Raw genomic sequence first — 20717 nt, forward strand, 5'->3', positions numbered from 1 at the left:
AAAATTAAATCCCATTTCATCTGTTTTCTTTGACTATCTTTGCACTTTATAAATTACAGTACTTTATTATCATGTTTCAATTAGGGAAAACCATTATTTCAGAAGATATTCTTGAAAAAGAATTTGTGTGCAACTTGTCAGCTTGTAAAGGAGCCTGCTGTGTTGACGGAGATGCGGGTGCGCCTTTAAGCGAAGCAGAAACCAAAATTCTGGAAGAGATTTACCCGAAAGTAAAACCTTTTTTACGAAAAGAAGGAATTGCAGCGATCGAGGCACAAGGAACCTGGGTAAAAGGAACGGACGGTGATCTTGAAACGCCATTAATAGACGAAAAAGATTGCGCTTACGTTATTTTCGACGGAAAAACGGCCCTTTGCGGAATTGAGCAAGCGTACAATCAGGGAATCGTAGATTGGAAAAAACCAGTTTCTTGTCATCTATATCCTATCCGAGTGAAAGACTTTACGGAGTTTGCCGCGGTGAATTATGACAAATGGGATATTTGTGATGATGCCTGTTCTTTAGGAAAAGAATTGGAAGTTCCGGTGTATAAATTTGTGAAAGAAGCTTTGATTCGCCGCTTTGGTGAAGACTGGTATATGGAGCTTGAAAAAGTAGCGGAAGAGCTTAGAAATTCTTAATAAAATAAGTGTTCTAATTACATCTTTTCAAGGATATATTTTGACTCAAAAAATAAAGTTTTAACTCAAAAAAAACTTTTTAAAAACAATTGGAATTTCTTGCTTTTTATTCTAAAAAGTCTATATTTTACAGGGGTTTTAAGTATAGGTGACTATATTAAATGTCTCATTTACAAATATTTAATTATTGTCTGAAAAATATCTCATTTTTCCTGCGTTGTTAAAAACTACGTCGAATTGTGAATAAGTTTGGCTTTCATTTTTGGCTACAAATGACAATCTTTGTAATCGTTCTGAATAAGTAAAAATTCAGCATAAAAATTAAATAAAACTGTCATGTCACAAGTCGAACCAATATTACAAGAAAATAAAAATCGTTTCGTTATTTTTCCTATCAAACATCATGATATTTGGGAATGGTACAAAAAGATGGAAGCTAGTTTTTGGACTGCGGAAGAAATCGACTTACACCAGGATTTGACAGACTGGAATAATAAGTTAAGTGACGACGAAAGATATTTCATCAAACACATTTTAGCATTCTTTGCTGCATCTGATGGAATCGTAAATGAAAATCTTGCTGAGAATTTTGTAAATGAGGTACAATATGCTGAAGCGAAGTTTTTCTATGGTTTCCAAATTATGATGGAGAACATTCATAGTGAAACATATTCATTATTGATTGACACTTATGTGAAAGATGAAGCAGAAAAAGCAGAATTGTTTAATGCTTTGGAAGTTTTTCCGGCTATTAGAAAAAAAGCAGACTGGGCTTTAAAATGGATAGAATCTGACTCGTTTGCTGAAAGATTAATTGCTTTTGCTGCTGTTGAAGGTATTTTCTTCTCAGGTGCTTTTTGTTCTATTTATTGGTTGAAAAAACGTGGATTAATGCCAGGTTTAACTTTTTCTAATGAGTTGATTTCTCGTGACGAAGGCGTACATTGTGATTTTGCAGTTCACTTGCACAATCATCACTTGATTAACAAAGTTCCAAAAGACAGAATTAAAGAAATCATTGTTGATGCTTTAGATATCGAAAGAGAATTTGTAACAGAATCGCTACCGGTAAGTTTGATTGGGATGAATGCAGTTTTAATGACACAATACCTAGAATTTGTTGCAGACAGATTGTTAGTAGAATTAGGTTGTGAACGTGTGTATGGATCAGCGAATCCGTTTGATTTCATGGATATGATCTCTCTTCAGGGAAAAACTAATTTCTTTGAAAAACGTGTTGCCGAGTATCAAAAATCTGGTGTGATGAATACAGACAGCGATGCTCAGAAAATTTCATTTGACGCAGATTTTTAGACAACAAAATATTTTAGCGACCCCAAAAACGCTAAAAGAATAAAATCATTTTTTTAAGATTGGATCTCTTTCCCAAATCGTAGATTCAGTAACAATTTTTTTGCATTTTCGATCTATTTTATAGGTTGGGAGCAGACAACTATTGAGGATTTGATAATTCTCAAAAAATAATTTAAAAACACGCAATGTTTAAGTGCTGGAATTCGTTTTTCTAGTGTCTTTCATTTTTTCAATAATTAAAATAGTAAGCTTATGTATGTAGTAAAAAGAGATGGCCACAAAGAGCCCGTAATGTTTGATAAGATTACAGAAAGAATCAAAAAGTTGTGTTACGGCTTGAATGAACTTGTAGATCCTGTTAAGGTAGCCATGAGAGTTATCGAGGGATTGTATGACGGGGTTTCTACTTCTGAACTGGATAATCTTGCGGCAGAAACGGCGGCTTCTATGACTATTGCGCATCCTGATTATGCTCAATTGGCAGCGCGTGTGGCAATTTCAAATCTACATTCAAATACAAAAAAATCTTTCTCAGAAACGATGAAAGATATGTATCACTACGTAAATCCAAGAAATGGACAAGAAGCGCCATTACTTTCCGATGAAGTATTTAATGTGATTCAGGAAAATGCTGCGTTTTTAGATTCTCATATTATTTATACAAGAGATTTCAATTATGATTACTTTGGTTTCAAAACCTTAGAGCGTTCGTATTTGCTTAAAATAAACGGAAAAATCGTAGAAAGACCACAACATATGTTGATGCGTGTTTCGGTTGGTATTCACTTGGACGATTTAAAATCGGTAATTGAAACTTACGACTTAATGTCTAAAAAGTTTTTTACGCATGCAACGCCAACGTTGTTTAATGCCGGAACTCCAAAACCTCAAATGTCTTCTTGTTTCCTTTTGGCAATGCAGGATGATAGTATTGATGGTATTTACGATACTTTAAAACAAACGGCTAAAATCTCGCAATCAGCGGGAGGAATTGGTCTTTCTATTCATAATGTTCGTGCAACCGGATCTTATATTCGTGGTACAAACGGAACTTCAAACGGAATTGTTCCGATGTTGAGAGTTTTCAATGATACCGCGCGTTACGTAGATCAGGGTGGTGGAAAACGTAAAGGAAGTTTTGCGATTTACATCGAGACCTGGCACGCTGATATCTTTGATTTTTTGGATTTAAAGAAAAACACAGGAAAAGAAGAAATGCGTGCGAGAGATTTATTCTTCGCAATGTGGACTTCAGATTTATTCATGAAACGTGTACAGGAAGATACAACGTGGACTTTAATGTGTCCGAACGAATGTCCTGGTTTGTATGATGTTTACGGAGATGAATTCGAAGCTTTATATATCGATTACGAATTTAGAGGAAAAGGTAGAAAAACCATTCGTGCACGTGAATTATGGGAGAAAATCCTTGAATCACAAATCGAAACCGGAACGCCTTATATGTTGTACAAAGATGCAGCAAACCGTAAATCGAACCACAAGAATTTAGGAACAATTCGTTCTTCTAACTTGTGTACGGAGATTATGGAGTACACTTCTAAAGATGAAATTGCGGTTTGTAACCTGGCTTCTATTTCGTTGCCAATGTTCATTGATAACGGAAAATTTGATCACGAAGCACTTTACAATGTTACAAAACGTGTAACTCGTAACCTGAACAAAGTAATCGACAGAAATTATTACCCGGTAAAAGAAGCTGAAAATTCAAACATGCGTCACCGTCCGGTTGGATTGGGTGTGCAAGGTTTGGCTGATGCTTTCATTATGTTGCGTTTGCCTTTTACAAGTGATGAGGCTAAAACTTTAAACCAGGAAATTTTCGAAACTTTATACTTCGCAGCTGTAACCGCTTCTATGGAAATGGCAAAAGAAGAAGGACCATATTCTACATTTGAAGGTTCTCCAATGTCTAAAGGAGAATTCCAATACAATATGTGGGGAATGAAAGATGAAGAATTATCAGGACGTTGGGACTGGGCTTCATTAAGAAAAGAAGTAATGGAACACGGAGTTCGTAACTCATTGTTAGTTGCACCAATGCCAACTGCTTCGACTTCGCAAATTCTTGGAAACAACGAAGCTTTCGAGCCTTATACATCAAACATTTACACGCGTCGTGTATTGTCTGGAGAATTTATCGTCGTAAACAAACATTTACTGGAAGACTTAGTAAAACTTGGTTTGTGGAACGAAGATTTGAAACAAGAAATTATGCGTCATAACGGATCTGTTCAAAATATTGACATCATCCCACAAGACTTGAAAGAATTATACAAAACGGTTTGGGAAATGTCGATGAAAGATATTATCGATATGTCTCGCCAAAGAGGTTATTTCATTGACCAATCGCAATCACTAAACTTGTTCATGCAGGATGCTAACTATTCTAAACTTACGTCAATGCACTTCTACGCTTGGCAATCAGGTTTGAAAACCGGAATGTATTACCTGAGAACGAAATCAGCAGTTGATGCGATTAAATTCACATTGAACAATGATAAAAAAGAAGAAACAGCACCATCTTTAGTTGCAGAGACAGAAGAAATCAGTGTTGAAGACTACAAAGCAATGTTGCTAAAAGCACAAGCCGCAGATCCAGAGGATTGTGAGATGTGTGGGTCTTAATTTTTTTTAGAAGAAAGAAAATAGAATAAAGAGAAAAGATTTATTCTTTCGTTTATAGAAAGCAGTTATTGTAATGATAGCTGCTTTTTGTTTTTTAGGAGCTATTTCCCGCTTTTCGTTTCAATCTTTTTTATTTTTAAAGAAAAAACAAAAAAGGATTTCCACTTCCAACTCCTTGCATCGAAATTAAATTAGAATTTCTTAAAGATCAAAAAAAAGAAGGCAATTATTTTCTTTATGTTAATGAAAAGAAAGAATTCATAGATGAATTTCTAATAACATAGCCGTGGTTTCAACCACGGGAACACAATACGTTTACCCAATACGTCTCCCGTGGTTGAAACCACGGGCTATGTTTGATTATGATTGCTGAATATAAAATAAACAATATCTCCAAAAATTCCCCGTTCTAATTATTACCAAAGACCTTTTAAAATCTTAGCTCCTTAGCATCTAAGAAACTTAGCACCTTCTCTTTAAACCTTTAAAAGAAAGTCAAGTCTTATTGTAATAATTTCTGAATTATGAAAAAAAGCAATCTTTGGTCGTTACGATTGGGTTTTTCCGGTAAAGAAGCCGATAAAATTGAAAAACTAGGATTAGAAAAATTTCTAAAACATTCCTATGATTCAAAATTTGACAAACAACTTCCTACTTTTTTGGATGATGATCCTAAAACACTTCTTGAGCTCAAAGCTTTGCGCGAATCCATAAAAAATGCCGACTCCGAATTCAAAAAGAAGGCTCTCAAAAAAGAAAACTATTCAAATGTAGAATTGAAAAAGTGGTGGATCGCTAAAATGCGAAATGACGAATTTCCGTTACGTGAGAGTATGGTTTGTTTTTGGCACAATCATTTCGTATCAACTTCGCAAAAAGTAAAAGTCAATTATTGGATTTATCAGCACAATATGATTTTACGTGAACATGCTTTTGGAAATTTCAAGGAATTAACAAAGCAAATCGTGAAATCAAATGCCATGGTTCGGTATTTAGATAATATCGATAATAAAAAAGGTAAATATAATGAAAATCTAAGTCGCGAATTACTTGAATTATTCACGATTGGAATTGGGAATTATTCTGAAAATGACATAAAAGAAGGAGCAAAAGCTTTAGCTGGATTGAATTATGGAGATGATGGCGCAGTTTATAAAAAAAATATAGAAGATAATAGTGATAAGACTTATTTCGGTAAAACCGGAAACTGGAAAGTCGATGATTTGGTTGATATCATTTTTGAACAGAAAAACATTCCGTATTTAATTACCCGAAAAATCCTGAAATGGTTTGTTTATGATAATCCGCCAGAAGATTTGGTGACTTATTATGGAGATTATTTCAGAAAAGTAAAGTTTGAGATTCAGCCACTACTAACTAAAATTTTTACAGAAGAATTTAAAAAGGACACTTCGGGAACTAAAATTAAAAATCCGTTGGTTTATATTTTGCAGCTTTTAGAGGAATTACATGTTGATGATCTGGACGATACCATGGTTTTGTTTTTTCTAAAACAACAAGGAATGGATTTGTACAATCAAATAAATGTGAAAGGTTGGGACGGCGGAAATTCGTGGCTGACTTCGCAAATTTATCTGCAACGTAATAATACTTCCGATTTGCTTTGTAGCGGAAGAAATATCACCAAAAGAGTTTTAAATACAATGAATTCTGAAAATGAAAAGCCAAAATCAGAATACGAAAAAATCAATGTAAAAATCGATTTTGATTCCGATGGAAATAATAAAACCATTATCGCTGAATTGTCAGACAGGTTGTTGTTCAAAGTAAATGATGCAATGCAAAAAGACATGGAGAATTTACTGAAATACGATTTTGACCCAAAAGACGAGCACGCCAATTTTGCAGTGGCGAGACTCTTTAATTACATCACGAAATTGCCGGAATATCAGTTGATTTAAAAACCTGAAATTATGAACAGAAGAAATTTTTTAACATTAACAGGAACACTCACAGGCGGACTGCTTGTACTTCCTGATTTTTTGCACGCTTTTGGCTCACAAAATAATTTGGTAACCGGCGAACAGTGCATTGTTTTTGTGCAATTGAATGGAGGAAATGACGGATTGAATACTTTTATTCCGTACGATAATCCGTTATACTATGATTTGAGAACTAAAATTGCCCTGAATAAAGATGTGGTCATTGGAAAAAGTAAGGGAATGGCATTTCATCCTTCCTTAAAAGATTTTGCCCAAATGCAGCAAAATGGAGATTTAACCGTAATTCAGAATGTGGGATATCCGGAACCCATTCGCTCCCATTTTCGCAGTCAGGAAATTTGGCAAACAGCAACCGACTCAAATAAATATATAAATGAAGGCTGGTTAGGAAGATATTTAGATTTGCAGTGCAACGGTCACGAGGTCACAGCTGGAATAAATTTGGATTCTATAGATAATTTGGCTTTAAAAGGTGTTGAACCAAATTCGATCACGGTAAAAGATCCAAACCGATTTAAAGTAAAATCAGATAAGGATGAAAATGTAACCTTGTCTGATAATCCACAATTAGATTTTGTTCGAAAAATAGCTAATTCGGTAATAGAAGGTTCTGATGAAATCCAGAAAGCATTGGCAAAATCCAAAACAGAAATCAGTTATCCAAAGACAGGATTATCCAAAAACCTTGAATGGATTGCCCGATTGATAAAAGGGAACTTAAATTCAAAAGTATATTATACGTCACTTGGCGGTTTTGATACGCACGACAATCAACTTGCGATTCACGAAAAAAAATTAACCGATTTGAATGATGCCTTGTATAGCTTTTATCAGGATTTAAAACAAGCACAATTGATGCAGAATGTTACCGTTGTTGTATTCTCCGAATTTGGAAGAAGAGTAAAAGACAACGGAAACGGTACAGATCACGGAACTGCGGCCCCAATGTTTATTATTGGAGGAAATAATAAAGGAACGATTTTAGGAAATAATCCAAATTTGGCAGACTTAGATAATGGTGATTTAAAACATGAGATTGATTTCAGAAGTGTTTATGCTTCTTTATTAAAAGAAAAAATGAATTTTGATTATTCTAAAATTGGGATTAGGAATAAACCGGTTTCTGGGTTGTTTTCATAAATAATTATAAAGAGTTCTTAAATGTAGTTTTTTTCTTATAAATTTGTTTTGATAGTGAGATTTTAAAATTAGATAGTTTCACTTTAGAGCAACTTTTATATATTTGTCATTTATGAGTAATAATCAAAAGATTAGGACTGTTACTTTTTTTAATAATTATTTTGAAGATTTTTTCATAAAACAACGAGATAAGGTTCGAGCTAAAATTGTTTGGACGATAGATTTAATTGAGGAATTGGAGAGAGTTCCTGAAACGTATCTAAAATATATCGAGAATACAGATGGACTTTATGAAATTAGAGTACAGCAAGGAAGCGATATTTTTAGAATTTTTTGTTTTTTTGATGATGGAAAATTGGTTGTATTGGCTAATGGATTTCAAAAGAAAACTCAAAAGACACCAAAATTTGAAATTGAAAAAGCATTAAAAATCAAAAAGGAATATGAAAACGAAAAGTAAAAATATTACCACTTTAGAACAGTTTAAAGAAAAACACTACGGTAAAATTGGAACACCAAAACGAGATGAACTCGAAGCGGGTTATGAAAATTTTAAAATTGGAGCAATGATTCATGAAGCAAGACTTCAAAAAGGAATGACTCAGGAACAACTTGCAGAAAAAGCAGGAACAACAAAATCTTATATTTCGAAGATTGAAAATAATGTAAAAGAAGCCAGGTTTTCTACACTTCAAAAAATAGTAGAAATTGGTTTGGAGGGGCGCTTAGAGCTGTCTATTAGATTATAAATCTCTACAATCTTAGCCCTTTAGTAACTCAGAACCTCAGTACCTCACTAAAAACCAATTGCCTAAATCGCATTTTAAGAGCGATTTATTAAATTATCCTACAAAACCAGTAGATTTTGTTAAGAAATCCTTTTTTGTTTCATAAAATGCAATATTTTTTTTGGTGCGGTAAAAATAATTTATACATTCGCAGAGAATTTAAATAATAACACAAACAAAATGGCATCTAACCGTTTTTATTTTAGCAACTCTTTTTATTTCTTCTTTAGTAGAAGTGAGGATTGTGCTATGGTTATTTGAGAAAATTAAAAAGACAAATAAAACTAATATACAATCCTGATGAAAATCAGGATTTTTTTTTGAATATATGACAACTAAAATTGCGATACAAGGTATAAAAGGTTCTTTTCATCATCAGGTAGTGAATGAATATTTCTCTGAAAATGTGGCTATTGATGAATGTTTGTCTTTTGAAGAATTAATCGACAGCCTTCTTTCAGGAAAATCGGATCAGGCAGTAATGGCGATTGAAAATTCGATTGCGGGTCCAATTATTCCAAATTATGCTTTGATTGATAAGAATAATTTACACATCATTGGAGAACATTATTTGAGCATTCACCAAAATTTAATGGCTTTGAAAGGTCAGAAAATTGAAGATATAAAAGAAGTTCATTCACATCCAATGGCAATATTACAATGCATGGATTTCTTAAAGCAGTATCCAAACATCAAATTGGTTGAGGATAAAGATACGGCCGAAACTGCCAGAAGAATTCAGGAAAAACAATTGACAGGAATTGCAGCAATTGCAAGTAAAACGGCTTCTGAAATGTATGATTTAGAAATTATCGCTCCGGAAATTCAAACTATCAAAAACAATATGACTCGTTTTGTGATCATCAAAAAACAAAATTCATTTTTACCGGAAAGCGAAATCAACAGAGCTTCCATCAAATTTGAATTAGATCATAAAAGAGGAAGTTTAGCGGCAGTTCTGAATGTAATGAGCGATTGCAAACTGAATTTAACAAAAATCCAGTCGCTTCCAAAAATTGAAACTCCCTGGAAATATTCCTTTTTCGTAGATGTAACATTTGAAAAATACGAAGATTTTGCAAAAGCCAAAACATTACTAAATATAATGGCAGAATATTTTAAAGTTCTGGGAGAATATAAAAACACAAAACCTTTGAGTCAGTCTTAAAGTTTGAAAGTCGAAAGTTTAAAAGTCAACAAAAGAAAGCCTAAAGCATACAGCTTAAAGCCTAAAGCAAAAAATAATGATTACAACAGCAAAAAGATTAGATACAGTTGAAGAATACTACTTCTCATCAAAATTGAGAGAAGTTCGTCAGCTGCAGTCTGAAGGAAAATCTATCATCAATATGGGGATCGGAAGCCCTGATTTGAGTCCGTCGAAAGCAGTAATTGAAGCGGTTGCCGCTGCAATACTAGATGAAAACGGACACGGTTATCAAAGCTATCAGGGATTACCGGAATTGAGAAAGGGAATGGCAGATTTTTATCAGAATCAGTTTGGTGTTGCATTAAATCCGAATAATGAGATTTTGCCTTTGATGGGTTCTAAGGAAGGAATTATGCATATTTCGTTAGCTTTTTTAAATGAAGGTGATCACGTTTTGATTCCGAATCCAGGTTATCCAACCTACACTTCGGTAACCAATTTGGTTGGAGCGGTTCCGGTTTACTATGATCTGAAAGAAGAAAACGCCTGGGAACCGGATTTTGAAGCTTTAGAAAAACTGGATCTTTCAAAAGTAAAAATCATGTGGTTGGGCTATCCGCATATGCCAACAGGGGCGAGAGGAAGTTTAGCGTTATTTGAAAAATTGGTTGCTTTTGCTAAAAAACATAACATATTATTGGTCAATGATAATCCGTATAGTTTTGTTTTGAATGATAATCCGATGAGCTTATTGCAGGTTGAAGGCGCGAAAGAAGTGGCTTTAGAATTGAATTCATTAAGCAAAACCTTCAACATGGCCGGCTGGAGAGTGGGAATGGTTTTAGGAAATCCTGAAATTATTGATGCAGTCCTGAAAGTAAAGAGTAATATGGACAGCGGTATGTTCTACGGAATCCAGAAAGGTGCAGTTGCGGCGTTGAATTGTGATAAATCATGGTTTGAAGATCAAAACAAAATTTACAGACGCCGAAGAGAATTAACAGAAAAGCTTGCCGAAAAATTAGGCTGCAAAGTTTATAAAGATGGCGTTGGGCTTTTTGTCTGGGCAAAATTACCGGAAGGAATCGAATCAGCAGAGAAGTTCATTGACGAAATATTATACGAGAAACATATTTTCATTACACCGGGAACAATCTTCGGAAGCAATGGAGAAGGATATATCAGATTCTCGTTGTGTGTGAAAGAAGAAAAAGTACAAGAGGCGATTGATAGATTTTAGATTTCAAACTTTGCGAACCTTGCGTAAATCCTTTGCGAACTTTGCGGTTAAATAGGTTGGAATTTGGAATTTTAAAACTTGGAAATTAAAAAAATAGTATGAAAGTATATGTAATAGGAATAGGGTTAATAGGAGGTTCGATGGTGCTGGACATCAAAGATCAACATCCGAATGCGACTATTTTTGGGATTGACAGCAACGAAAACCATTTGCAGGAAGCAATTGATTTGGGGGTTATCGATCAGGCAGGAAACTTTGAAGATTTGGCTGAAGCCGATTTTGTAATTGTTTCGGTTCCGGTTGATGTCGCTCTGGTTGTTTTGCCAAAAGTATTGGATTTAGTTGGAGACAAAACAATTGTTTTTGAAGTGGGTTCCACTAAAAAGCCTATTTGTGATGCAGTTGCCAGTCATCCGAAGAGAAGAAACTTTATTGCAACGCATCCAATTGCAGGTACGGAGTTCTCAGGACCATCGGCGGCGATAAGAGGTTTGTTTAAAGGAAAGACAAATATTATTTGTGAAGTGGAAAAAACCACTTTTAAATTGCAGGAAAAGGCATTACAGCTTTTCAGCGAAATCGGAATGAGAATTCGATATATGGATCCGATTTCACACGACAAACACATTGCTTACGTTTCGCATTTGTCGCACATTAGTTCGTTTATGCTGGGGAAAACGGTAATGAACAAAGAAAAAGACGAACAGGATATTTTTGATATGGCGGGAAGTGGTTTTGAAAGTACGGTTCGTTTAGCAAAAAGTTCTCCCGCAATGTGGACACCGATTTTTAAGCAAAACAAAGAACACGTCATTGAAACATTAGAAGAATATATTTCAAATCTCAGTCGGTTTAGGGATTTGCTAAAAGAAGATAATTACAATGCCATTTTTGAAGAAATGGAAAGCACAAATAAAATTAAAGAAATACTAAACGGATTAACAACAACTAAAAAGTAAATTAGAATTAAGATGGAAAATAAGAAAGAAATGAGAAAGTGGTTAGAAGATTTCAATTTAAATCACCCACTTGTGATAGCTGGACCTTGTAGTGCAGAAACGGAAGATCAAGTATTGAAAATTGCTCACGAATTGAAAGATTCAAAAGTTAGTGTATTCAGAGCTGGAATCTGGAAACCAAGAACGCGTCCGGGAGGATTTGAAGGTGTTGGAGAAATTGGTTTAAAATGGTTACAAAAAGCAAAAGCTGAAACTGGTTTATTGATGGGAACTGAAGTTGCAACTGCAGCTCACTGTAAATTAGCTTTAGAACATGATATCGATGTTTTATGGGTTGGTGCTCGTACAACTGCAAACCCTTTTGCTGTTCAGGAAATTGCTGATACTTTGAAAGGAACTGACAAAATCGTTTTGGTTAAAAACCCTGTAAACCCGGATTTAGCTTTATGGTTAGGTGGTGTTGAGCGTTTACACATGGCTGGAATCGAGAAATTAGGAGTTATCCACAGAGGTTTCTCTACTTACGAAAAAACAAAATACAGAAATATTCCAGAATGGCAGATTGCTATCGAATTACAAAATAAATTTCCTGATTTACCATTAATCATCGATCCATCTCACATTACCGGAGATCGTAAAATGATTTTCGAAGTAACGCAAGAGGCTTTAGATTTGAATTACGATGGAATGATTATCGAAACGCACTACGATCCGGACAATGCTTGGTCTGATGCTGCTCAACAAGTTACACCTGATGCTTTGAAACAAATCATTAAAGATTTGACTATCAGAAAAACAGATGATACTACAGATGAGTACAGCTCAAAAATGACGAAACTAAGAGCTAACATCGACGTTCTTGATGCGAACTTATTAGAGTTATTAGGAAAACGTATGAAAGTTGCTGACGAAATTGGTCAGGTGAAAAAAGATGCAAACGTAGCGATTCTTCAAAACAACCGTTGGAATGAAATCTTAGGAAAAATGATTTTAGAAGGTGAGAAAAAAGGTCTTACTGAAGAATTTGTTTTGAGAATGTTCAAAGCAATCCACCAGGAAAGTATTGGTCACCAGGAGAAAATTTTCAACGCATAATTTTCTCTAAAAACATATAAGTGATATAAGTTAATTTTAGCTCTTGGAAACATTGAACTTGAGTTTTCTTATATCATAACTTTAAGATTATATTGTTTTTTAAAATCTCCATTTCTTCGAAAGATTTGGAGATTTTTTATTTTACATAGCCCACGGTTTCAACCGTGGGAGACGTAATCAATAATCTTTATCACCCATGGTTGAAACCGTGGGCTATGTTTAAAATTATTCATTTATCTTTGCAAAGATTTAGGTTTTCAATCAGAAATCTAATCCCGAAGTTTCGGGACAACAATCTAAAATTAAAGAATGACAGGACTCGTATATAAATCTACAGGAAGTTGGTACACCGTAAAATCGGAACAAGGCGATTTTATAGAATGCCGTATGAAAGGGAAGTTTAGGATGAAAGGTATTAAAAGTACTAATCCTATAGCTGTAGGCGATATTGTCGATTATGAATTGGAAGAAACTTCAGATGCTGTAACCGGAACAATTTTTAATATTCACGAAAGAAAGAACTACATCGTTCGTAAATCGGTTAACCTGTCGCATCAAATGCATATTATTGCTTCGAATATTGATCGTGTATTTTTATTAATCACGATTAATAATCCGCCAACAACTTTCAATTTTATAGATCGTTTTTTGGTAACTGCCGAGGCTTACAATATTGAAACTATTTTGGTTTTTAATAAAATAGATACTTTTGACGAGTCAACTTTAGAAGATCAATTGTATATGCAATATGTGTATCAGCAAATTGGTTACAAATGTCTTCGTGTTTCTTCAACTGAAATGAAAGGAATTGACGAATTAAAAGATATGATGATTGGCAAGGTTAGTATGTTTTCAGGACATTCCGGTGTCGGGAAATCGACTTTGGTAAATGCTATGGAGCCGTCTTTACATCTTAAAACCAAAACCATTTCTGAAGCAAGTAAGCAAGGTCAGCATACCACGACTTTTGCCGAAATGTATGATTTGTCTTTTAATGCCAAAATTATCGATACGCCTGGAATTAAGGGTTTTGGAATTGTGGATATGGAGAAAGAAGAAATTAGTGGTTATTTTCCTGAATTTTTCAGACTAAAAGATCAATGCAAGTTTAACAATTGTTTACATAAAGAAGAGCCACATTGTGCTATCAAAGCTGCATTAGAAAGAGACGAGATCGCCTGGTCGCGTTATAATAGTTATTTGAAGATTCTGGAAGGCGATGAAGAAAATTATCGTACAGACACTTATGATGAAGATCGTAAAATTAGTGATGAAACCAGAAACCAAAAGTAAAATCAGTCGAAAGTCAAAAGTCTAAAAGTCATAATGTACGCATTTTGGACCTTCAACTTTATGATTTTCAAACTTTAAGACTAAATATATGAGAGTTGTTCTTCAAAGAGTTTCCCAAGCGTCAGTAACTGTGGACGGAAATAAAACTGCCGATATTCAAAAAGGATTATTAGTTTTAGTAGGAATTGAAGATGCCGATACACAGGAAGACATCGATTGGTTGGTTGGGAAAATCATAAAAATGAGAATTTTTGGTGATGAAAATGATGTCATGAACTGCTCAGTTCAGGATGTCGATGGTGATATTATCGTGGTTAGTCAATTTACGCTTCATGCTTCTACTAAAAAAGGAAATCGTCCATCGTATATTAAAGCAGCAAAACCTGAATTTGCTATTCCGATGTATGAAAATTTCGTAAAATATTTAGAAAAAGACTTCAATAAAAAAATACAAACCGGAATTTTTGGTGCCGATATGAAAGTCAGTTTGTTAAATGACGGGCCAGTTACAATCTTAATAGACAGCAAAAACAGGGAATAAAAAGTAATAAACAAATGTTAAGGATTTCTAAAAATAATATATATTTGGAGAAATTCCCTACTAATGAAAAAACCTTTCTTTGCGTTATTTTTTTTATTGTTTACCCTTGTTTCTTCTGCTCAGAAGACCAACTATTCTGTTTTAACTCTAACTGATAGCCTTAAGGCTAATGCCGATGCTGTGGTACGTTTGGACCAAATGGATATAGTCATTGCTTCGCAAAGAGAGATGACCGTAAAAACACAAAGAATTGTAACGGTTTTTAATGAGGAAGGGTTGAGTGACATTGATGCCTATCAGAGTTATGATAAATCAACTTCGGTAAAAAATATTGAAGCGATTGTTTATGATGCTTTTGGGAATGAAATCAAAAAAATCAAGCGTAAAGATTTTAAAGACCAAAGCGCTGTTAGCGGTAGTACCCTTTTTTCGGACAATCGTGTAATTTTCTTAGAATATACTCCGGTTTCTTATCCTTTTACTGTCGTTTATAATAGTGAGATAGAGAGCTCAAATACAGCCTTTTTACCACAATGGTATTTCTTAGGAGGCTATGCTGTAAGTATTGAGAAATGCGTCTTAAATGTTACTTATCCAAATAACCTCGGATTTAAAAAGAAAGAGTTTCAGTTTGCGGGTTATAATATCAAGAAAACGGTAGATACTGATACACAACTAAGTTATGTTGCTAACAATATTTTTTCTCAGAAACCTGAAAGTTTAAGCCCGTCCGGCAGAGATCTTTTTCCAAGAGTTATGATGGGTCTGGAGAATTTTCATTTAGAAGGTGTTGACGGAACCGCTAAAACCTGGGAAGCATTTGGTAAATGGTACAGCGACAAAATTCTAACCGGAACAACCGATTTATCAGAAGAAACCAAAGTAAAAATAAAAGCATTAGTTGGTGATGAAAAAGATCCGATAAAGAAGGCAAAAATCATTTATGATTATGTTCAGAAAAAATCCAGATATGTAAATATTGCTGTTGGTATTGGGGGATGGAAACCAATGCTCGCAACCGATGTGGATCGTTTAGGTTACGGAGATTGCAAAGCTTTGTCCAATTACACCAAAGCTCTTTTACAGGCTGTTGATATTCCTTCTTATAATACTATATTATATGGCGATACTTATAAATCTAACATCCAGTCTGATTTTGTGTCAATGCAGGGAAACCATATGATCCTGGCAATTCCTAATGGGGATAATTATACTTTCCTGGAATGCACGAGTCAGGACGATCCTTTTGGATATCAGGGAACATTTACAGACGACAGAGATGTTCTGGTTGTTAAGCCGGAAGGCGGTGTAATTGTCAGAACTAAAATTTATGAAGACAAAGGCAATAAGCAAATTGATAAAGGAATTTATACCATTGATGAAAACGGTAATTTTTCGGGTTCAATTTCGATAATTTCAGAAGGTTCTCAATACAATTCTAAACAAAGATTAGAAAGTAGCCAACCTACGGAAAAAGAAAAATATTATAAGAAATATTGGGATCATATCAATAATCTAAAATTGGGTAAAATAAACTTTACTAACGATAAAGAAAGCATTCGTTTTACTGAAGATATTCAAATTAGTGCTATAAACTACGCCCCAATTTCGGCTAATAAAATGATTTTTGCTGTCGATGCATTTAATCAAAATACGGAAAATGTAAGACGCATCAGAAATAGAAAAAATCCTTTTGAGATTCAGCGTGGTTATTTGGATACAGATGAAATTGAAATTAATTTACCAGCTGGTTTTACTATTGAGTTTTTGCCTTCAAACTATGAATTGAAAGGGAAATTTGGAGAATACAAAACTGAAATCATCAAAAAAGAAAGTAATAAACTGCTTTACAAACGTTCTATGCTCGTAAATAAAGGTAAATATTCGAACAAGGAATACGATGAGTATCGTCTTTTTATGGAACAAGTATCAAGAAACGATAATGCCAAAATTATACTAACCAAAAACTAACAGAAACCAACCAAAAACCAACTAATGAAATCTATCAAACTTTTTAGTCTATCTGTTCTATTGTTATTTTTTTCAAAAGTAGCGGCACAGGAATTTAAATTAGGAAAGGTATCAATCGCTGAATTAGAGCAAAAAGTGCATCCAAAAGATTCAGCGGCAGTAGCAGCTGTTTTGTATAAAAAGGGAAAAGTAAGAATTGAATACTATCAAGATGACGGTTTTGTTACGTTGACAGATGTCGAGGCCAGAATAAAAATTTACAAAAAGGAAGGTTATAATTGGGCCAATCAGGCAATTTGGTATTATGATATGCCGGGACTCACTGAAAAAGTTATTGTTAGCGATGTTTATACATATAATTTGGTTGATGGTAAAATTGAAAAAACAAAACTAAAAAGCGAAGGAGCTTTTGATGAAAGGGTAAATAAATTTAGAGGACAAAAAAAGATTACGCTGCCTAATGTTAAGGAAGGTTCTGTAATTGAGTACCATTATACTATTAAAAGCCCAAGAGACGGAATGATTCGTGAATGGGATTTTCAGTCCAATATTCCCGTAAATTATTCTGAATTTAGTACTTACATTCCTGAATATTATGTTTTTAATCCGAGGCAAAAAGGATATATTTTTCCTAAAGTTACAAGTGCTAAAAATAATAAAGCAATCACTTTTACAAATAAAGAACGAGTTTCTACCGGAGGATTTGGCGGAGGTGCAGTAAAGACCGAATATTCTGTTGATAAATTAGATTATATAGAAACTCAGACTACTTATATAGCGCAAGATTTTCCTGCGATGAAACAGGAAGCTTTTGTTAATAATATGGATAATTATGTTTCTAGTATTGAGCATGAATTAGCCATGGTTAAATTTCCTAATCAGCCCTTAAAACCGCTTTCAACAGATTGGAATTCGGTTGCAAAAACAATTTATGATTATGATTCTTTTGGCCCTGAATTAAACAAAACAGGTTATTTTGAAGAGGATTTAAAAGTAGTGTTAGCTGGAAAAAATACACCAGACGAAAAAATATTGGCGATTTTAAATCATGTGAAATCAAGTGTGAAGTGGAATCACTACACAGGCTACGATACCGATTTAGGGGTTAAAAAGGCCTATAAAGAGAAAACAGGAAATATTGGCGATATCAATTTAATGTTAACTGCAATGTTGCGTTTTGCAGGTTTAAATGCAGATCCGGTTTTGGTTAGTACACGTTCTAACGGAATTTCATTGTTTCCCAACAGAAATGCTTTCAATTATGTAATTGCAGCTGTTCAAACTCCAACAGGATATGTTTTGTTAGATGGATCTGATAAATTTTCAGTTCCAAATGTTTTACCGCTCCAAACTTTAAATTGGTATGGAAGGTTGATTCGTAAAGATGGAAGTTCTGAAGAAATTGATTTGATGCCTAAAAAAACATCAAATGATATCGTTTTTATGAATTACAGTATTGATGCCGAAGGTAAAGTTACCGGCAAAACAAGAAGACAATGTACAGATTATAATGCTTTAGTTACGAGAGATAATATCGATGGGGTTAAAGAAGAGGCCTACCTGGAAAAATTAGAAAATGAAAATAATAAAATTGAAATTAGTGAATATTCAAGAACTAATGAAAAGGAAATTTTATTACCAATGATAGAATCTTATTCTTTTACCGGAAATAACTTTTGTGAAGTTATTGGAGGGAAAATTTATGTGAGTCCAATGTTGTTTTTTACAGAAGATAAAAATCCGTTTAAGCAGGAAATCAGAGAATATCCGGTAGATTTTAGCTACCCGTTTACAGACAAATATAATATCGTTATTAAAATACCTGAAGGATTTGTAGTTGAAACACTACCAGCTCCTGCAGTAATTTCAATGGCTGATAATTTAGGTACTTTTAAATTTAACATTGCGGCAAATGATGGAACGTTGCAATTGGTGGTTTCGCACCAAATCAATGAGGCTATAGTGTCAACTGAAAAATATGAAATGCTAAAAGAATATTATAAAGGAATGGTTGCAAAAGAAACAGAGAAAATAGTTTTAAAAAGAATCTAATGAAGTTTCAGAGTTTAGTTGTAGTTGCTTTTTCAATTTTCAATTTTTTGAATATTAAAGCTCAAAATCATGAATTAGGAAAAGTAACTATTGCTGAATTAGAACAAAAAAAGCACCCGATAGATTCTTCAGCTGTTGCGGCTATCCTTTTTAGCAAAGGATTAGTTAAATTAACTGCTTCCGGTTATTCAGATGTCAATTTTCAAACACGTATAAAAATTTATAAGAAAGAAGGTTATGACTGGTCTAATGTTCAAATTGCTTTTCCTGCAGGAAAATTAAGTGAGTTAAGAATAAAAGATGTTTATACCTATAATTTGGTAGATGGTAAAATTGTAAAATCTAAATTATCTCAGGATGGAGAATTTATTGAAAAAAACAATAAACGTTATTGGGTTAGAAAAATAATATTTCCAGATGTTAGAGAAGGATCTATAATTGAATATCAATATAATAAAGAAGGAGGTTTTTTGAATATTCAGGATTGGGATTTTCAAAAAAATATCCCGGTTAATTATTCAGAACTTAAAACCATAATTCCAAATTCATTTTCCTTTAAGAGAAATTTAAAAGGATATTTTATTCCGAAAACTACAACCGAAATTGTTAATAAAAATGGTTCTTTAGCTACTGAAAGCACTTATGTTTTTCAGGATTTACCGGCAATGAAAGAAGAAATATTCGTTAACAATATAAACAATTACAGATCGGCTATTTCGCATGAAATAGAATCTATATCAATCCCGGGACAGGCTTTTAAATCATTTTCCGGTAATTGGGAAGATGTAGTTAAAACTATTTATAAGTTTGAAAACTTTGGACCTGAACTAAATAAAACAGATTATTTTGAAGATGATTTGAAATTGTTATTGAAAGGAAAAATCAAAGTTGAAGAAAAAATATTAGCTATTCTTGACTATGTAAAAACAAACATAAAATGGAACAATCATGGCGGTTATGGCTGTGATAAAGGAGTTCAAAAAGCATACAAAGAAAAAACAGGCAATTGTGCTGATATTAACTTAATGCTGACTGCAATGTTACGATATGCGGGATTAAATGCCAATCCGGTCTTAATTAGTACTCGTTCTAATGGAGTTTCGTTTTTCCCAAATACAGACGCTTTCAATTATGTAATCGTGGCTGTTGAAACATCAAATGGGAATATTTTATTAGACGCAACAGATAAATTTTCTACAGTGGATGTTTTGCCTTTGAGGGATTTAAACTGGATTGGTCGATTAGTGCGTAAAGATGGAACATCTGAAATTACAGATCTGATGCCTAAAAAAATTTCTAGCGATATTGTTTCTATGAGTTATGGAATTGATGATACAGGTAATGTTGAAGGTAAAATCAGAAGGCAATATTCAGAATATAAAGCATTAAATTTCAGAAATAATATAGACGACGTAAAAGAGACTGTCTATTTGGAAAAAATAGGAAATGACAATAGTGAGATTGAATTAACAGATTATAAAAGAACCAATGAAAAAGAACTTTCATTGCCAATTCTTGAAACATTTTCATTTACAGGCTCTAATTTTTTTGAAAAGATTGGAGAGAAAGTATATATAAATCCCATGTTGTTCTTTACGAATGAAAAAAATCCCTTTAAACAGGAAAAAAGAGAATATCCGGTTGATTTTGGATTTCCATTTTTAGAGAAATACACCATAACAATTAAAATACCTGAGAATTTTACTGTTGAAAATTTACCGGAATCAGTTTCTATTGTTATGGAAGATAATTTAGGATTTTTTAAATATGAAGCTGCTATTAGTGGTGATAAAATACAGTTAGGAATTCAGCATCAAATTAACGAGGCGATCATTGGAGCTGATAAATACCAAATGCTTAAAGAATATTACAAGGCAATGATTGCAAAAGAAACAGAGAAAATAGTTTTAAAAAGAATATAAA

Annotated in this window: 16 protein-coding genes; all 16 read left to right on the forward strand. The window is 33.6% G+C overall.

Features of this window, described 5'->3' with window-relative positions:
• Window positions 1-71: 71 nt before the first annotated feature.
• Window positions 72-641, forward strand: a complete 570-nt coding sequence (locus ASC72_RS04290) for a DUF3109 family protein (RefSeq protein ID WP_056187326.1) — start codon at window positions 72-74, stop codon at window positions 639-641.
• A 336-nt stretch (window positions 642-977) separates the two neighbouring features.
• Window positions 978-1955 carry a ribonucleotide-diphosphate reductase subunit beta gene (locus tag ASC72_RS04295; protein WP_056187329.1) on the forward strand — a complete coding sequence of 326 codons (978 nt, stop codon included), beginning with the start codon at window positions 978-980 and terminating at the stop codon, window positions 1953-1955.
• A 252-nt stretch (window positions 1956-2207) separates the two neighbouring features.
• The gene (locus ASC72_RS04300) at window positions 2208-4601 is read left to right on the forward strand and encodes a ribonucleoside-diphosphate reductase subunit alpha (RefSeq protein ID WP_056187332.1); all 2394 of its coding nucleotides are present in this window, start codon (window positions 2208-2210) and stop codon (window positions 4599-4601) included.
• A gap of 524 nt (window positions 4602-5125) precedes the next feature.
• Window positions 5126-6523 (forward strand): DUF1800 domain-containing protein, encoded by a 1398-nt coding sequence (locus ASC72_RS04305; RefSeq protein ID WP_056187337.1) that lies wholly within the window; start codon window positions 5126-5128, stop codon window positions 6521-6523.
• A 12-nt stretch (window positions 6524-6535) separates the two neighbouring features.
• Window positions 6536-7705: a DUF1501 domain-containing protein gene (locus ASC72_RS04310; protein ID WP_056187339.1), complete on the forward strand. Its 1170-nt coding sequence runs from the start codon at window positions 6536-6538 to the stop codon at window positions 7703-7705.
• A gap of 112 nt (window positions 7706-7817) precedes the next feature.
• Window positions 7818-8165, forward strand: coding sequence for a type II toxin-antitoxin system RelE/ParE family toxin (locus ASC72_RS04315; RefSeq protein ID WP_056187342.1), 348 nt, complete (start codon window positions 7818-7820; stop codon window positions 8163-8165).
• Window positions 8149-8454 (forward strand): helix-turn-helix domain-containing protein, encoded by a 306-nt coding sequence (locus tag ASC72_RS04320; RefSeq protein ID WP_056187345.1) that lies wholly within the window; start codon window positions 8149-8151, stop codon window positions 8452-8454. Before ASC72_RS04315 ends, ASC72_RS04320 begins: the two co-directional genes overlap by 17 nt.
• Window positions 8455-8821: 367 nt before the next feature.
• Window positions 8822-9661: a prephenate dehydratase gene (locus tag ASC72_RS04325; RefSeq protein ID WP_056187348.1), complete on the forward strand. Its 840-nt coding sequence runs from the start codon at window positions 8822-8824 to the stop codon at window positions 9659-9661.
• A gap of 76 nt (window positions 9662-9737) precedes the next feature.
• Complete coding sequence (locus ASC72_RS04330; protein WP_056187351.1) at window positions 9738-10883, forward strand: pyridoxal phosphate-dependent aminotransferase; 1146 nt, start codon at window positions 9738-9740, stop codon at window positions 10881-10883.
• A gap of 98 nt (window positions 10884-10981) precedes the next feature.
• On the forward strand, window positions 10982-11842 hold the full coding sequence (locus tag ASC72_RS04335) for a prephenate dehydrogenase (RefSeq protein ID WP_056187354.1): 861 nt from the start codon (window positions 10982-10984) through the stop codon (window positions 11840-11842).
• A gap of 12 nt (window positions 11843-11854) precedes the next feature.
• Window positions 11855-12937, forward strand: coding sequence for a bifunctional 3-deoxy-7-phosphoheptulonate synthase/chorismate mutase type II (locus tag ASC72_RS04340; RefSeq protein WP_029270594.1), 1083 nt, complete (start codon window positions 11855-11857; stop codon window positions 12935-12937).
• Window positions 12938-13246: 309 nt separating this feature from the next.
• The gene (gene rsgA, locus ASC72_RS04345; RefSeq protein ID WP_056187356.1) at window positions 13247-14230 is read left to right on the forward strand and encodes a ribosome small subunit-dependent GTPase A; all 984 of its coding nucleotides are present in this window, start codon (window positions 13247-13249) and stop codon (window positions 14228-14230) included.
• Between the two features lie 88 nt (window positions 14231-14318).
• Window positions 14319-14771, forward strand: coding sequence for a D-aminoacyl-tRNA deacylase (dtd, locus tag ASC72_RS04350; RefSeq protein ID WP_056187359.1), 453 nt, complete (start codon window positions 14319-14321; stop codon window positions 14769-14771).
• Window positions 14772-14834: 63 nt separating this feature from the next.
• Window positions 14835-16742: a DUF3857 domain-containing protein gene (locus ASC72_RS04355; RefSeq protein ID WP_056187361.1), complete on the forward strand. Its 1908-nt coding sequence runs from the start codon at window positions 14835-14837 to the stop codon at window positions 16740-16742.
• A gap of 24 nt (window positions 16743-16766) precedes the next feature.
• Window positions 16767-18794, forward strand: a complete 2028-nt coding sequence (locus tag ASC72_RS04360; protein WP_056187365.1) for a DUF3857 domain-containing protein — start codon at window positions 16767-16769, stop codon at window positions 18792-18794.
• Window positions 18794-20716, forward strand: a complete 1923-nt coding sequence (locus ASC72_RS04365) for a DUF3857 domain-containing protein (protein WP_056187368.1) — start codon at window positions 18794-18796, stop codon at window positions 20714-20716. Before ASC72_RS04360 ends, ASC72_RS04365 begins: the two co-directional genes overlap by 1 nt.
• Window position 20717 lies beyond the last annotated feature (1 nt).

This window comes from Flavobacterium sp. Root420 (genome assembly GCF_001427905.1).
GTDB lineage: Bacteria > Bacteroidota > Bacteroidia > Flavobacteriales > Flavobacteriaceae > Flavobacterium.

Bases quoted from the DNA above. Each gene is read 5' to 3' on its own strand.
- ASC72_RS04290 (WP_056187326.1), top strand. From the start codon at position 72: ATGTTTCAATTAGGGAAAACCATTATTTCAGAAGATATTCTTGAAAAA.
- ASC72_RS04295 (WP_056187329.1), top strand. From the start codon at position 978: ATGTCACAAGTCGAACCAATATTACAAGAAAATAAAAATCGTTTCGTT.
- ASC72_RS04300 (WP_056187332.1), top strand. From the start codon at position 2,208: ATGTATGTAGTAAAAAGAGATGGCCACAAAGAGCCCGTAATGTTTGAT.
- ASC72_RS04305 (WP_056187337.1), top strand. From the start codon at position 5,126: ATGAAAAAAAGCAATCTTTGGTCGTTACGATTGGGTTTTTCCGGTAAA.
- ASC72_RS04310 (WP_056187339.1), top strand. From the start codon at position 6,536: ATGAACAGAAGAAATTTTTTAACATTAACAGGAACACTCACAGGCGGA.
- ASC72_RS04315 (WP_056187342.1), top strand. From the start codon at position 7,818: ATGAGTAATAATCAAAAGATTAGGACTGTTACTTTTTTTAATAATTAT.
- ASC72_RS04320 (WP_056187345.1), top strand. From the start codon at position 8,149: ATGAAAACGAAAAGTAAAAATATTACCACTTTAGAACAGTTTAAAGAA.
- ASC72_RS04325 (WP_056187348.1), top strand. From the start codon at position 8,822: ATGACAACTAAAATTGCGATACAAGGTATAAAAGGTTCTTTTCATCAT.
- ASC72_RS04330 (WP_056187351.1), top strand. From the start codon at position 9,738: ATGATTACAACAGCAAAAAGATTAGATACAGTTGAAGAATACTACTTC.
- ASC72_RS04335 (WP_056187354.1), top strand. From the start codon at position 10,982: ATGAAAGTATATGTAATAGGAATAGGGTTAATAGGAGGTTCGATGGTG.
- ASC72_RS04340 (WP_029270594.1), top strand. From the start codon at position 11,855: ATGGAAAATAAGAAAGAAATGAGAAAGTGGTTAGAAGATTTCAATTTA.
- rsgA (WP_056187356.1), top strand. From the start codon at position 13,247: ATGACAGGACTCGTATATAAATCTACAGGAAGTTGGTACACCGTAAAA.
- dtd (WP_056187359.1), top strand. From the start codon at position 14,319: ATGAGAGTTGTTCTTCAAAGAGTTTCCCAAGCGTCAGTAACTGTGGAC.
- ASC72_RS04355 (WP_056187361.1), top strand. From the start codon at position 14,835: ATGAAAAAACCTTTCTTTGCGTTATTTTTTTTATTGTTTACCCTTGTT.
- ASC72_RS04360 (WP_056187365.1), top strand. From the start codon at position 16,767: ATGAAATCTATCAAACTTTTTAGTCTATCTGTTCTATTGTTATTTTTT.
- ASC72_RS04365 (WP_056187368.1), top strand. From the start codon at position 18,794: ATGAAGTTTCAGAGTTTAGTTGTAGTTGCTTTTTCAATTTTCAATTTT.